This window comes from Pseudomonas sp. TE6283 (genome assembly GCF_054060555.1).
In genome coordinates this window covers 352,309-366,719 of the sequence record NZ_JBSSDH010000001.1, presented here as the reverse complement: position 1 = coordinate 366,719, position 14,411 = coordinate 352,309, and the positions used below count along the sequence as shown (strand labels likewise).

Below are 14,411 nucleotides of genomic sequence, written 5' to 3'. Positions count from 1 at the left end.
TCAGCGCTCGAGACGGAAGTTCGAATGAATCTCAGTGCCTTCGTCCAGCCCTTGATTGGCGCTGTAGGCGAGATGCAGTGAGACGTGGTTTTGGTGGGTCAGCGTGTGCTTGAAATGCAGAATCAAGCCGGCGCCCACAACGTAGGCGGCGGGAGTGATCGGAAATACGTCCATTCCTCCATCGTTACGAAGGCTGCTCGAAATTCCTGACCACTCGCTTGTTCCTATTGCGAAGCCCGGTAAAAGAACTGTGAACTCAGCGCTTGGTTGAGGCGTGACTACTTCGTTATGCGTGATAGCGGTCCAGTTTGGCGGTGCCCAATGGTTGTTATGATGCCACTTGGTGTCCACATTGGTTACACCAAATGATAGGGCCTGCTCGGCTGATATGAGCTTTGGTCCGTAGTGCTCGTTGTGCCAAGCTTTGATTTCTGCGTGCAGTGAGGAGAATCTCGAAAGTTTCTTTTCATGGTCCAGGATAATTTCAGAACGGGCCTCTCCATCGTTGATGCGATTGCCAAAGATGCTGCGTGCTGCCCAAAGCTCAATCGGCCTGTGAACGCGTTCATGTGCTTTGGCGTGAAGATACAGGCCTCCAGCAATGATTGCTGCTCCCGCGAGCACCAATGCAACTGCGGCCCATCCGGCGAAGGGCACAAACACCGTGGGCCCTGCTATTGCAAGCCCGGCCTCAAGGACGATGACAGAGCCAACAGCCATGCTTACTCCACCGGCTGACGTATAGCTGGCTGCAGTTGAATCACCATTATCGAGTTGGCGTTTCGTCTTGAGTCCATCAGAGAGCAAGCCAAATGCTATTGCAGGGTATCCCGCTAAACGCGCAAAGAGATTACTGCTCAAGAACTTGATCACGCCGTTACCAAACCCCATCCCCGGCGCCGTCGAACTCAATCTCAACATCACCGCCTTCTGCGTTGCCCGTACGCTGACCAATGTCGCCGCAGCTGCACCGATCACACCGAAAATCGATGCCGCAAACCCGGTGGTATATTCCGGCGCATCGCTTTTCTGCAGGCTGTTATAAGCCGTCTTCAGCGAGATCACGTTGAACCACAGCATCCCGGCGTTCAGACCACCGCCTCCGCCCGAAGTAAGCAACCCGAGCAAGTTGGGTTTAACCCGCGCAGTGGTGGTCAACTCAACCGCCACCGTCCGATTGCCCGAAATACGCAGCTGCTTCATTTCCTCAACCTGCGCCATGCCGCTCTTCAAATACCGCTCCACCTCCTGGCTGAACGGGTTTTCCCGGATGACCTGGTCGGTGATCTGGTAACGCGCCGCCAACAGCCCCAGCGCTTTCTCGGCATTGGCCTCACGCGCCGCCAGCAGTACTTGCTGACGCAGGGTGTGGCTGGCATCCCAGCGGGTGTGACCACGCAGGCGTTTGAGCACCACGGCGTTGACGGACTGGGCAGTCAGATCGGTGATGTCTGCAATGGCCGGAAAACGCCCGGCCAGCCCTTCGATGACATTGTCGCTGCCACCCAGCACACTGCCGGCCGCATCGGCTTTGTCCTTGAAGGGGTTGAACGGCGCCAGGGCGGTGTAGAGCGGGCTGTCGTGCTGGTCCAGCCACTGTTGCAGGCGTTTGAAGCGCAGGTCTCGGTCTTCGGTACCGGGTGTCGGCTGGCCCATCGGGTAAATCAGCAGGGCCAGGGCGATTTCCAGGCCACGGGCCGAGATGCGTTCGTTGCGGTCATAGCACGCCAGTGCGGCGGCCAGGCTGTAGGGGTCATCGATATGCGCAGCTTCGGCCGTGGCCAGCCACGCGTCGTGATCATGGCTGGCTTGCAGGGCAAGGTTGCGCAGGCCTGCAATGCGCTGCTCCAGCTCATCGCGTTCGGCGAGGAACTGCAGGTATTTGTCGGTATCGATGCGCAGCGCCAAACGCGCACCGTTGGGGGAATAGTCCTCGTGAGTGAGGGCCCGATAACGTGCCTCGGCCGGGGGGAAAGGGCGGCCGGTGCGGGCGGACTGCAGCCTTGTCTCGACCACTTCGGTAGCGGGCATATCCGCCGGGTACATCGTCTCCAGGGTTTTGTTCAGCAACAGGGCGACCAGGTTGCGATGGTGAAAATCACGGCTCTGCTGGCTGAGCCGTTCGGCATCGAGCTGGTAGCACGCCGGTACGCCTGCCTGCTCGGAGCCTTGTGCAGGTTTGGTGTGTTCCAGCTGTTCGGCGGGCATCAGGTCGTGCAGTTGGTGCTGGTAGGCCGAGACCGACAGGCTCAGGTCCAGGGCCACGCCTTCAGCATCAGCCAGCGCCACCACCACCGGTATTTTCGGCTGGGTGCTGGGATAGTCCCGGGCAATGGCGTTGAGCCTGCCGATGGACAAGATGCCGGTGGACGCGTGGCTGCTCCAGGTCAGGGACATACGCCGGCTTGCCGGTTTGTAGTCTTCGACCCAGTTTTGCAGCGCACTGAGCGGCAGTACATGGGGCTGGGTGGAGGGGACTGGGTTGCCGGCAATCAGCTCGGCCATGTCCAGCTGGCGCATATGCCGTTTGCGCAGGGCTGCTGAAGCGGTGATGCGGGCAGTCGTGGCGTTGGTCCACAGGTGCGGGCTGTAGCCGATCCACACTTCCTTGGCGGTGTCCGGGCAGGTGTCGGCCCATACCCAGCCCATGCTCTGGCTGGCCAGATAGCGTTCGCGCAAGTGGTAGCCTTCCAGGCCCTGGTAGCTCAGCTCCCGGTAATGTCCTTCGCCGTCGTATTCATGAATGACCAGCTTTTCGCCCTGAGGACCTTTCATGAACACGTAGATGTAGCCTGGGCGCAGTGCGCGCAGGGTGTAGGACGAGTGCTGCAGCGGGGCGAAGCCTTGTTCCAGATTGAAGCCTGCGCCTGCGTAGCGACAGGCCGGGGCATCGCCCGTGCGCGGGACGATGGCATAGCGCACTGGCAGGATGGGCACGCGTGGGCTGCAGGCGGGGCCGGAGGTGGCACTGCTGACGGTGGCGTCAGTCATGGATTAGCTCCTTGCGTGGGGCCAGTGTTTGATTGGCTGGGCATGAGAGGTCGTTCGGATACGGCTGTCCTTGAACGAGACGGGGCTCGTCATTGCCTGGCATCTTGGAAGTGGCCTGTCAGCTATCGCAGCATGACGGCGTTGAGCGCCTCGATTGGGGCTCGGGGGTTTGGTGCTGACGTGTTCCGGGGGGCGTTCGCATAAGGTCCTCGCTGGCTGACAATGGCCGTACCGTCGTGCAGGCCCGTGGCTGGCTGTTGCAGCCAGCCATGGGCGACGTTACGCAGACCTGAAACACTAGCGAGGAACGGATTGTGGGTGGTCGACAGGGCTTCCCAAATCCGCGTAGGACGTTTCTCTGATTTTCCTTTTCAGCGCTTATTGGCAGTATTCAATTACATCTCACCGGCGAATCCGCGCGGGCAGACGATCCGCCGCCGAGCCTCAAAGATCCAGCACCAACCGCGCCGAGCGCGCCCGCGAGACGCACAGCATCAGGGTCTGTTGCGAGGCTTTCTCCTCGTCGCTCAGGTACTGGTCGAAATGCTCGGCCTCGCCTTCGAGGATCGCCGTCTCGCAGGTGCCGCACACGCCTTCGCGGCACAGGCACTCGACCTTGGCGGCCTTGGATTTCTCGATGGCCTGGAGAATGGTCATGCCTTCCTCGACGGCCAGTTCTGTGCCGGAGCGCGCCAGTACCACGGTGAACGCCGAGCCTGCGGTCGGCGCGGCGGCGGCGAACTGTTCCCAATGCACGCGGGACTCGGCGATGCCGGCGGCGGCGGCGCTGGCGATCACCGCGTCGATCAGCGGCTTGGGCCCGCACACATAGAGATGGGCGTCATCGGTGAGCCCCGCACAGAGCGCGGCGAGGTCGAGCTTGCGCTCCAGGCTGTCGATATAGAAGTGGGTGTTGCCGGCATGCGGGCCTTGCGCCAGGTCGCCCTGGAAGGCGCCGTGCTCGGGGGCGCGGAAGGCGTAGTGCAGCTCGTAGGGGGTGCTGCCGCCTTCGAGCTCGTGCAGCTGCGCCAGGAACGGGGTGATGCCGATGCCGCCGGCGATCAGCACATGGCGCCCGGCGCTTGGGTCGAGGGCGAACAGGTTGTTGGGGGTGGAGATGGTCAGCTCGCTGCCCACCTCGACCTGCTGGTGCATGAACGCCGAACCGCCCTTGGACTGCTCCTCCAGGCGCACGCCGATCTGGTAGCTGTGCAACTGGCGCGGGTCGCTCATCAGCGAGTAGGCATTGCTGAACTGGCTGCCGCAGGCCGACTGCATCTGCACGATGACATGGCTGCCGCCGCTGAAGGCGGGCAGGGCGGCGCCGTCGGCGCGGGCCAGGGTGAAGCGCTTGACCTGCGGCGTGGCCTGTTCCACGCCGGTCACGCGCACCTTGAACATTTCGTATTGCTTGGCCATGGCGTACCTCGACAACGAAGCCCCGCGCCAGGCCCTGGCGCGGGGCGGGGAGCGTGTTCAGTCGTCCAGGTGGGCGACGGCGATCAGGTTGTGGAAGTGGGCGATGCCGTGCTCGCTCACGCCGCTGCGCTGCGAATCGACCATGATCCGCCCCTGGCCGCGGTAGCCGCGGGACTTCAGGCCCTTCTGCACGCTCTCGACCAGGCGCAGGTCCTCGGGACGGAACACCTCGCGGTACCAGTCGATCAGCTTGTGCTGCTCCTCGGTGAGGTCCTTGTTGAGGAAGTAGATGTCGTAGTGCTGCAGGGTGGTTTCGGCATCGACCGGGAACTCGTAGATCACGGTCATGAAGTTGGCCCCCGGCGGTACGTTGAACATGGTGCACGGCCAGGCCCAGAAGCCGGCGAAGGACGGGTCCTTGACCGTTTCATCGAACGTGAACGACTGCTCCGACGGTTTGGCCAGGCCGTACTGCAAGGTCCAGTTGCCGTGCAGGCTGTGGCTGTACTGGCCGACGTCCACCGAGTCGGAGAAGCCGGGGTGGGCCGGGGCGCAGTGGTAGCACTCGAGGTAGTTGTCGACGATCGACTTCCAGTTGGCCGGGGTGTCGCTGACGAAGCGCGCGGCCAGGTGCAGGTCGTCGATCACCGCGCAGGCTTCGCGCATGCGCTTTTGCATGCCGGGCAGCTGGTCTTCGACGGTACCTGCGTCGTTGTCCATGTTGATGAAGATGAAGCCGGCATACTCTTCGACGCGCAACTGCACCAGGGTGGAGTTGTCCTTGTCGAAGTTGGCCACGTTCTCGCAGTTGCGCGCGTGGGCCAGTTCGCCGTCGAGCTTGAAGGTCCAGGCGTGGTACGGGCAGGTGATGACGTTCTTGGCCTTGCCGCTGCCTTCGAGCAGTTGGTGGCCGCGGTGCGGGCAGACGTTGTAGAAGGCGCGCAGCACGTCGTCGCGGCCACGCACGACGATGATGCTTTCTCCGATCACCTGGCGGGTGATGTAGGCGTTCTTCTCGGCGACTTCGCTGCGGTGGCCGACGCAGATCCAGCTGCGGGCGAAGATTGCTTCCTTCTCGTGCTCGAAGACGGCGGCCTGGGTGTAGAACGTGGCCGGGAGGGTGAAGGCCACTTCGGGGTTGGCGCAGAAGTCGGCGGGCAGGCGTTTGAAATCGTTCATGGTTCTATCTCTGTTCTTATTGGTTAACGCATATCTGTTGGTTAACAAACTGGGCAAAAAAATTTGTCGCAGGTTTGGCAATGTGAGAGCGGGCTTACCCGCTCCCACGACAAATCCAGACTCAGTGCACCGCCGCCGCGCTGCGAGGCGCTTGCTCTTGGGGCTCTTCTCCGGCCAGGCGGGTGGCCTCTTCCTCGATGCGGTACGCCGGCACCTGGCCGTAGTCGGCCGCCAGCCACTTGAAGAAGCCGTAGATCTTCACCAGCAGGATCACCATGAACGGGATCGCGGTAAGCACCACGGCGGTCTTCATGGTCGACAGCGAAGCCTTGGCGAACAGCATGGCCAGCGGCACCAGGGTCAGCACCACGCACCAGAACAGGCGCAGGGTCGGGCTCGGGTCCTCGCCCTCGCGCAGGTTGCGGGTGCTGGTGGCGGCCACGGCGTAGGCGGCGGCGTCCATGTGCGAGGCGCAGAACACCGCCATGATGAACAGGTACGCGGCGAGGAACAGCGTGCCCCACGGCAGGGCCAGCAAGAGGTCGGTCACCGCCGCTTCGCCACCAAGGGTGCCGAGCAGCTTGGGCACGTCGATCTGGCCGTTGATGAACTGGTGCATGCTGTAGCTTTCCAGCGCGCCGAAGAAGAACCAGCAGCCGAAGCTGCCGCCCAGCAGCAGGGCGAACACCACTTCCTTGATCAGCCGGCCGCGCGAGACGCGGGCGACGAACATGGCCACGCCCGGCGCGTAGGACACCCACCACAGCCAGTAGAACACTGTCCAGTTGCGGGTGAAGGCGCCGTCGCCGGCCGGGTCGGTGAACAGGCTCATCTGCACGTAGTGCTGCAGCATCAGGCCGATGGAGTTGGCGGTATTGTTCAGGGTGAACTGGGTCGGGCCGACCAGCAGGACGATGGCGGCGAACACCAGGGCGCCGATGCAGACCATCTTCGACAGGCGCTGCAGGCCGCCGTCGATGCCGATGTACGAGCTCAGCGAGAACAGCAGCGCCACCGCGCCGATCACCAGCAGTTGCACGGTGAAGGTGTTGGGGGTGCCGGCCAGGTCGGCAAGGCCACGGGTCAGGGTCGAGGCAGTGAGCGCCAGCGACACGGTCAGCGCGCCCATCATGGTCAGCAGGAAGATCAGGTCGACGGCGCGGCCGACGGGGCCGGTGGCCTTGAAGCCGGTGACCGCCTCGATGATCGAGGCCAGGTTCAGGCCACTCTTCTTGCGCACATGGAAGTGGTAGGCCATGGCCAGCGAGGCCAGGGCGTAGATCGACCAGGCGCTGATGCCCCAGTGGAAGAACGAGTAGCTGACGCTGTACTCCAGGGCCTTGGCCGACATCGGCGCGATGTTCAGGCCCGGGGTCTGGTAGTAGTAGGCCCATTCCATCACGCCCCAGTACAGGGTCGAGGAGCCCATGCCGGCACAGATGAACATGAACACCCAAGTGGTGGTGGAGTACTCCGGCTTGCCGGCGCCCAGGCGGATGTTGCCGTATTTGCTGAAGGCCAGGTACAGCACGGCCAGGGAACTGCCGAACACCAGGACCTGGACGCTGGTGCCGAAGGTGCGGGTGGCCACCTCGAACAGCTGGTTGGCCAGGCTTTCGGCCTGGGCGGGGAAGGCAGCAAGGCCGATCACGGTGAGCAGCACGGCCAACAGGCTCACGGCGATCAGGAACACATCGATCTTTTTGTTATTGGGGGACATCAATTGTCTCCTGGAGCATTTTTTTTGTAGTAGGCGTCAGGCGTTTGGGAAGTCCGTATCGAAGCTGGGTTTTCCTTTCTGTTAACTGGTGGGTAACAAGTATCTTGTGGTTTACAGATTCTGCATTGAATCGAAGTGGGTGGCAATAGGATCGTCGGACAATCCGGATGGTTGGGTGGCAAGCCCGCTCCCCCCATGCAGCGCATCTTCCTGTGGGAGCGGGGTTGCAGCGCGATGACCTGACGCCGACTCAGGCCCCGAGCAGCGCGGCGATGGCCTTGCCTACTTCCTGGGTCGAGCGACTGCCGCCCATGTCGCGGGTGGTGTCGCCGTTGGCGATTACTGTCTCGATGGCCTTGAGGATGTCGTCGTGGGCCGCCTGGTAGCGCGCGTCGTTGTCGGCCTGGCCGAGGAACTCGAGCATCAGCGCGCCGGACCAGATCATCGCGATCGGGTTGGCGATGTTCTTGCCGTGGATGTCCGGCGCCGAACCGTGCACCGGCTCGAACAGCGACGGGAACGTGCGTTCGGGGTTGAGGTTGGCCGACGGCGCGATGCCGATGGTGCCGGCGCAGGCCGGGCCGAGGTCCGAGAGGATGTCGCCGAACAGGTTGGAGGCCACCACCACGTCGAAGCGTTCCGGCTGCAGCACGAAACGGGCGCAGAGGATGTCGATGTGCTGCTTGTCCCAGCTGATCTCGGGGTAGTGGGCGGCCATGGCGGCGGTGCGCTCGTCCCAGTAGGGCATGCTCACGGCCATGCCGTTGGACTTGGTCGCCGAGGTGACGTGCTTGCGTTCGCGGGTCTGCGCCACGTCGAAGGCGTACTTGAGGATGCGGTCCACGCCACGGCGGGTGAACACCGACTCCTGCAGCACGAACTCGTTGTCGGTGCCTTCGAACATGCGCCCGCCCAGGGAGGAATATTCACCCTCGGTGTTCTCGCGGATCACCACGAAGTCGATGTCGCCGGGTTGCTTGTTCGCCAGCGGGCAGGGCACGCCGGGGAACAGGCGCACCGGGCGGATGTTCACGTACTGGTCGAAGTCGCGGCGGAACTTGAGCAAGGATCCCCACAGCGAGATATGGTCCGGGACCTTGTCCGGCCAGCCGACGGCGCCGAAGTACAGGGCGTCGAAGCCCTTGAGCTGGTCGAACCAGTCGTCGGGCATCATCTTGCCGTGGGCCAGGTAGTAGTCGCAGCTGGCCCATTCGAAGAACTCGAACTCAAGGTTCAGGCCGTGCTTGCGGGCGGCGGCCTCGACCACGCGCAGGCCTTCGGGAAGGACTTCGTTGCCGATGCCGTCACCGGGGATGGCGGCGATCTTGAAAGTCTTGGTCATGGGGCGGCTCTCGTGTTCAGGGAAGATGCGGCCATGCTATAAGGCTGTGCTTCGGAGATAATCCGGCAATCCATCAATTCTTGGTGCACGATTCGTGAATAATCTGCCAAACCTCGACGACCTCGACATCTTCCTGCAGGTGGCCCGCCGCGCCAGTTTTGCCGCAGTGGCAGACGAGCGTGGCATGTCGGCGGCATTCGTCAGCAAGCGCATCCGCCTGCTGGAGGGCAGCCTCGGCGTGCGCCTGCTGCACCGCACCACCCGGCGGGTGACGGTGAGCGAGGAGGGCGAGCGGGTGTATCAATGGGCGCAGCAGATCTTCGAGACCCTGCAGCGCATGGACGACGATCTCAACGCCGGCCAGCGCGAGCCGGTCGGTCAGTTGCGCATCGCCAGCAGCCTGGGCCTGGGCCGCCGCTTCGTGGCGCCGGCGCTGTCGGAACTGGCGGCGCGCTACCCGCGCCTGGACATCCGCCTGGATGTGCACGACCGCCTGGTGGACCTGATCGCCGAAGGCGTCGACCTGGACATCCGCGTGGGCAACGTGATCGCCCCGCACCTGATCGCCAAGCCCCTGGCGCGTAACCGCCGAGTGCTCTGCGCGGCGCCTTCGTACCTGGCCGAGCATGGCGCGCCACGGGTGCTGGCGGACCTGGCCAGCCATGACTGCCTGGTGATCAAGGAGCGCGACCACCCGTTCGGGCTGTGGCACCTGGAAGGGCCGCAGGGCGAGGAGAGCGTGCGGGTGACCGGCGCGTTGTCGAGCAACCATGGCGAGGTGGCGCACCAGTGGTGCCTGGATGGGCGCGGCATCTTGCTGCGCTCGTGGTGGGACGTGCACGACAGCATCGCCGAGGGACGGCTGGTGCAGGTGCTGCCGGACTACCAGCAGGCGGCGGATATCTGGGCGGTATATACCGCGCCGTTGGCCGGTTCAGCCAAGGTGCGGGTGGCGGTGGAGTTCTTCCGCCAGTACTTCGCCGAGCGCTATCGCTTGCCGGATTGAGCCTTCGCGGCGCGATCGCGCCACCCCGCGACAAGTTGTCTGCTTGACTTGCAGTGGCACCCTACGATCGTTAACTTGACTTCGTAGTCAGTTTTTGTGATCGTGCGCGCCCTCCCAGTTTTCAAGCACCAGAAAAAGCATGGGCAGCCCAAGAGCTACCCAGAGGATCAACCATGTCCAACCGTGATATTTCCCGGCGCTCGTTCCTGCAAGGCGGGCTGATCGCCGGTGTCGGCGTGACCCTGGCGCCGCTCGGCAGCCAGGCCTTCGCCGCCCTGATGGAAAACAAGGTCACCACCTCGGCGCAGAAGTGGATGAACCACGACGGCAAGGCGCGTTTTCGTAACGACGCGCTGTCCAAGGTCTGTGGCAACAAGGTGTTCGCCCGCGACATCCGCGCCAAGGACATGCCCGGCTGGCCGCAGCAGCAGGGCCACGCCATGCTGCTCAAGGCCACCAAGGCCGACCGCATCTATGCAGGCCATGACCTGTCGCTGCTGGGCGCCGAGCTGCAACCGGACCGCATCGTCACCGCCGACGACCTGAAGAAGGACGGCATTGCCTGGCCCGAGGCCCATTCGCCGGATCCGCTGCTGCCGCCGGGCCAGGTACCAATGTTCATCGGCCACCCGGTGGCGATCCTGATCTGGAACGACTTCGAGCGTTTCCGCAAGGCCAAGCTCAAGCTGCAGTTCAACGACCAGGCGATCCGCTATGGCGCCCAGGCCCCGCTGTACCAGCGCGACCCCTACGGCAGCTTCCGCTTCGTGCGCGTGGGCGGCAAGACGCCGTTCGACGAGGACGAATACTCGAGCCTGAAGAACACCATGCTGTTCCCCACCATCCTGGCGCGCAAGCCGGTATGGACCGCCGAGCCCAAGCAGCACGGCAACCTCACCGAGCAGGGGATGTTCTACGCCCAGCGCATCGACGAGCAGCTCAAGCAGCCGCCGGAAGACTGGCTGCTGTTCGACGAGCGCTACAAGACCCCGTCGATCGAGCCCGCAGCCCTCGAACCGGACAACGGCAACGGCTGGTTCGACCCGGCCACCGGCACCCTGCATTTCGTCGTGGCCACCCAGTGCCCGTTCGAAGTGGCGCAGGAATGCGTGCACATGATCAAGCCGTCGCGCTTCGGCCTGAAGCACCTGAACATGCACCCGGGCTACACCGTCGGCTACGGTTCCAAGGACAACAACATCTTCGTGTTCTACGCCGCCGTCGCCGCGCTGTACGGCGCGGGCGTGCCGATCCGCCTGGCCAACGACCGCTACGAGCAGTTCCAGAGCGGCATCAAGCGCCACCCGTTCGACATCCGCTATCAGATGGCCGTCGACAAGAAGGACATGAGCTTCAAGATCTTCCGCGCCGACATGAGCGTCGACGGCGGCGGGCGCATCAACTACAGCCCGTCGGTGGCCGCCGTGGGCGCCACCGCGGCGCAGTCGATCTACTACATGCCGCAGAACGACCTGTCGGTGACCGCCTACCATTCCCGTGGTGTCGAGGCCGGCTCCATGCGCGGCTACGGCACCCTGCAGAGCATGGCCGCCACCGAGATGATGGTCGACGAGATCGCCGACCGCCTGGGTGTGGACGCCATCGAGCTGCGCCGCAAGAACGCGCTCAAGTCGGGCATGAAGAACACCCAGGGCGCCGTGCCCGCCGGTGCCCTGCGCCTGCACGAGATCCTCGACAAGGCCGCCGCGCACGACTGGTGGAAGAACCGCAACGCGCGCAAGCAGGCCGAGGACGCCAAGGACCACGACAACTGGTATGGCGTGGGCTTTGCCATCACCCAGAAGGACTTCGGCACCGGCTCCGAGGCGCCGATGGCGGCGGTCGAGTTCAGCGCCGATGGCCGCATCAGCCTGCGCCATATCGGCACCGAGCTGGGCACTGGCATGTCCACCTCCCAGGCCCTGGTGGTCAGCGACTTCCTCGGCCGTGTCGCCGACGAGGTCATGACCGCCCAGACCGAATGGCCGGAGCTGGCGCTGACCACCAGCGGCAACCCCTACCTGATCAGCCAGGCCGAGCAGGACGCCGCGCTGCGCAACCCGCGCTGGGTCGGCAAGCTGGCCTCGCCGTCGTCGGCGACCAACTCGGCGTTCTACTTCAGCCACGCCACCCGCGAAGCGGCCCGCGTGCTGTTCAACCACGGTCTGTGGCCGGCGGCCATGGCCCTGTGGAGCCAGGGCCCGTATGGCGGCCAGGCCAACCCGTTGGTGGTGCGCCGCGAGAACGCGGTGTGGGTCAACGGCGAGCTGACCGGTAACGGCCTGGCGCCGATCCCGTTCGCCACGCTGGCGAAGAAAGCCCACGAAATGGGCCTGGTCACCGGCGTCAGCGTGCACGGTTTCAACCGCTGGAGCTGGGCCGAGGCCGACTTCGTCATCGACGGCGTGCGCGAGCGCCTGCCGCTCGATGCGGTGGCGGTAAAGTACGGCGACGGCGCGGTGAACGCGAAGAAGGCGCAGATGAACAGCGCCGGCTTCCACCTGCTCGACCGGCAGAACGCCGAATACCCGGCCACCCAGCTGAACAACGCCATGGTCACCTACTACAGCCCGGTGGCGACCATCGTCGAGGTCAAGGTCAACAAGGGCAGCGGCGAGGTGACGGTGCTCAACCACCACAGCTGGGTCGAGTGCGGCCGGGTACTGGTGCCGGAGCTGGTCAAGGGCCAGCTCGAGGGTGGTATTGCCATGGGCATCGGCCATGTGCTGCTGGAGGAAATGCCGCTGTACGAGGGTGGCCCGGGCGAGGGCGACTGGAACTTCAACCGTTATCGCCTGCCGATGGCCAGGCATGTGGCGGTGTGGAAGCAGACCTCGGAGATCCTGCCGCCGTTGTCGCCGACCGACCCGTCCAAGGGCATCGCCGAAGTGGTGATGATCCCGGTGGTCGGCGCCATCGGCAATGCCGTGGCCCATGCCATCGGCAAGCGCGTGCGCGACCTGCCCATCACCCCCGCCCGAGTCAAGGAGGCCCTCAATGGCTGACCGCAAGCTGCAACTGACCCTCAACGGTCAACCTGTCGTCACCGAAGTGGTCCCCGATGACCTGGCGATGATCGACTACCTGCACGAATACCAGAACCTTACGGGCTCGCGCCTGGGCTGTGGCCAGGGCATCTGCCATGCCTGCGTGGTAATCGTCGACAACCCTGACGGCACCAGCGAAGAGGTGCGCACCTGCATCACCGGCGCGCATTACTTCGAGGGCAAGAAAGTCCGCACCATCGAAGGCCACGCCAAGCTCGACGAAGCCGGCAATCCGGGCGAGTTGAACCCGATCCAGCAGAAGTTCGTCGATCGCTTCGCCTTCCAATGCAGTTACTGCGCGCCGGGCTTCGTCAACGCCGCCACGGTGCTGGTGGAAAAAGCCCAGCGCAAGCCGCTGAAGCAGAGTGAGCTGGAGGGCGCCATCGAGGCCAGCCTCGGCCACCATGTGTGCCGCTGCACCGGCTACGTGCGCTACTACGAGGCAACCCGCGAAGTGCTGGGCGACCTCGGCCTGGTCAAGGAGGGCTGAGCATGACGCGCATTCTGAGCAGCCTGGCGCTGGCCATCGGCGCACTGGTCGCCTGCAACGCCCAGGCGGCGGACGAGGCCTTGATCAAGCGTGGCGAATACCTGGCCCGCGCCGCCGACTGCATGGCCTGCCACACCGCCGAAGGCGGCGCGCCCTATGCTGGCGGCCTGCCGATCCATTCGCCGTTCGGCACCATCTACGGCACCAACATCACCCCGGACAAGCAGTACGGTATTGGCAACTACAGCAGTGACGAGTTCTTCGCCGCCCTCACCGAGGGCAAGCGCAAGGACGGCGCCAACCTGTACCCGGCCATGCCGTACACCTCGTACCACCTGGTCAAACGGGAGGATTCCGACGCGATCCATGCCTACCTGATGAGCGTGGCGCCGATCAACCGTCCGGCCCCGCAAACCAGCCTGAGCTTCCCGTTCAACGTGCGCACCGGCCTGGTCGGCTGGAACCTGTTGTACGGCAAGAGCGTGCAGCTGGAGGAGGGCAAGGGCAACAGCGAGGCGTGGAAACGCGGCCAGTACATGGTCGAGGTGCTCGGCCACTGCGGCGAGTGCCACACCCCGCGCAACCCGATTGGCGCGCTGCAGCAGGACAAGCGCCTGACCGGCGGCGTGCTGTTGGGCTATCTGGCGCCTAGCCTGCTGGCCCAGGACCTGGCCGACCGTGGCTGGAACCATGCGGATCTGGCGACCTTCCTCAAGCACGGTGTCAGCGCCCAGGGCAGCATGTTCAACGAGATGTACCCGGTGGTGCACCACAGCACCCAGCATCTAGAGGACAGCGACCTGTCGGCCATGGCCACCTACCTGCTCGGTGACCAGCCGCCGGCGGCCAAGGTGGTGCAGACAGTCGCCCACGAGACCATGGGCGAGAGCGCCAAGCGTGGCCGCCAGCAGTACCTCAACGTCTGCGCCGGCTGCCATGGTGGCGAGGGCGAGGGCAAACCGCACATCGCCGTGGCCATGCGCGGCAACACCGTGCTGCGCCAGGCCGACTCGCGCAACCTGGTCAAGGCCATCGTCGATGGCATCCGCGAGCAGCAGTTCACCGGTTTCGAGCGCATGCAGCCGATGCCGGGCTTCGCCGACAAGCTCGACGACGGGCAACTGACCGACATGGTCAACTACCTGCGCGAAGCCTGGGGCGGCCTGCCGGGCGACCTGACCACCCAGCAGCTGGCCCAGCTGAAGGCGGACTGACCC

The 14,411-nt window shown here is 64.4% G+C and carries 9 protein-coding genes; 4 read left to right on the top strand and 5 right to left on the bottom strand.

The features are described 5' to 3' along the window. From ACVWZ5_RS01890 to ACVWZ5_RS01870, 5 genes are all read right to left on the bottom strand, one after another. Positions 1 to 2,991: a T6SS effector BTH_I2691 family protein gene (locus ACVWZ5_RS01890; RefSeq protein WP_457340367.1), complete on the bottom strand. Its 2,991-nt coding sequence runs from the start codon at positions 2,989 to 2,991 to the stop codon at positions 1 to 3. A 444-nt stretch (positions 2,992 to 3,435) separates the two neighbouring features. Beyond that, entirely contained in the window at positions 3,436 to 4,410 is a 975-nt protein-coding gene (locus ACVWZ5_RS01885; RefSeq protein ID WP_084942856.1) for a PDR/VanB family oxidoreductase, read from the bottom strand. A gap of 57 nt (positions 4,411 to 4,467) precedes the next feature. Continuing rightward, a complete protein-coding gene (locus ACVWZ5_RS01880; protein WP_062573688.1) occupies positions 4,468 to 5,589 on the bottom strand; it encodes an aromatic ring-hydroxylating oxygenase subunit alpha in 1,122 nt (373 codons plus the stop codon). A gap of 121 nt (positions 5,590 to 5,710) precedes the next feature. Beyond that, positions 5,711 to 7,309 carry a BCCT family transporter gene (locus tag ACVWZ5_RS01875; protein WP_050706147.1) on the bottom strand — a complete coding sequence of 533 codons (1,599 nt, stop codon included), beginning with the start codon at positions 7,307 to 7,309 and terminating at the stop codon, positions 5,711 to 5,713. Positions 7,310 to 7,559: 250 nt separating this feature from the next. Next, positions 7,560 to 8,651: a tartrate dehydrogenase gene (locus ACVWZ5_RS01870; RefSeq protein WP_028689262.1), complete on the bottom strand. Its 1,092-nt coding sequence runs from the start codon at positions 8,649 to 8,651 to the stop codon at positions 7,560 to 7,562. A gap of 94 nt (positions 8,652 to 8,745) precedes the next feature. Here ACVWZ5_RS01870 and ACVWZ5_RS01865 point away from each other — a divergent pair, with 94 nt between their 5' ends. The 4 genes from ACVWZ5_RS01865 to ACVWZ5_RS01850 all read left to right on the top strand — a co-directional run bounded on the left by ACVWZ5_RS01865 (position 8,746) and on the right by ACVWZ5_RS01850 (position 14,408). Then, on the top strand, positions 8,746 to 9,657 hold the full coding sequence (locus ACVWZ5_RS01865; protein ID WP_457340366.1) for a LysR substrate-binding domain-containing protein: 912 nt from the start codon (positions 8,746 to 8,748) through the stop codon (positions 9,655 to 9,657). A gap of 173 nt (positions 9,658 to 9,830) precedes the next feature. After that, on the top strand, positions 9,831 to 12,662 hold the full coding sequence (locus ACVWZ5_RS01860; protein WP_457340365.1) for a xanthine dehydrogenase family protein molybdopterin-binding subunit: 2,832 nt from the start codon (positions 9,831 to 9,833) through the stop codon (positions 12,660 to 12,662). Next, a complete protein-coding gene (locus ACVWZ5_RS01855; RefSeq protein ID WP_028689265.1) occupies positions 12,655 to 13,194 on the top strand; it encodes a (2Fe-2S)-binding protein in 540 nt (179 codons plus the stop codon). Before ACVWZ5_RS01860 ends, ACVWZ5_RS01855 begins: the two co-directional genes overlap by 8 nt. A gap of 2 nt (positions 13,195 to 13,196) precedes the next feature. Further along, a complete protein-coding gene (locus tag ACVWZ5_RS01850) occupies positions 13,197 to 14,408 on the top strand; it encodes a c-type cytochrome (protein WP_457340364.1) in 1,212 nt (403 codons plus the stop codon). Positions 14,409 to 14,411: the final 3 nt, after the last annotated feature.

Coding starts and splice junctions, on each gene's coding strand:
- ACVWZ5_RS01890 (WP_457340367.1), bottom strand. CDS start 2,991: ATGACTGACGCCACCGTCAGCAGTGCCACCTCCGGCCCCGCCTGCAGC.
- ACVWZ5_RS01855 (WP_028689265.1), top strand. CDS start 12,655: ATGGCTGACCGCAAGCTGCAACTGACCCTCAACGGTCAACCTGTCGTC.
- ACVWZ5_RS01850 (WP_457340364.1), top strand. CDS start 13,197: ATGACGCGCATTCTGAGCAGCCTGGCGCTGGCCATCGGCGCACTGGTC.
- ACVWZ5_RS01875 (WP_050706147.1), bottom strand. CDS start 7,309: ATGTCCCCCAATAACAAAAAGATCGATGTGTTCCTGATCGCCGTGAGC.
- ACVWZ5_RS01885 (WP_084942856.1), bottom strand. CDS start 4,410: ATGGCCAAGCAATACGAAATGTTCAAGGTGCGCGTGACCGGCGTGGAA.
- ACVWZ5_RS01870 (WP_028689262.1), bottom strand. CDS start 8,651: ATGACCAAGACTTTCAAGATCGCCGCCATCCCCGGTGACGGCATCGGC.
- ACVWZ5_RS01860 (WP_457340365.1), top strand. CDS start 9,831: ATGTCCAACCGTGATATTTCCCGGCGCTCGTTCCTGCAAGGCGGGCTG.
- ACVWZ5_RS01880 (WP_062573688.1), bottom strand. CDS start 5,589: ATGAACGATTTCAAACGCCTGCCCGCCGACTTCTGCGCCAACCCCGAA.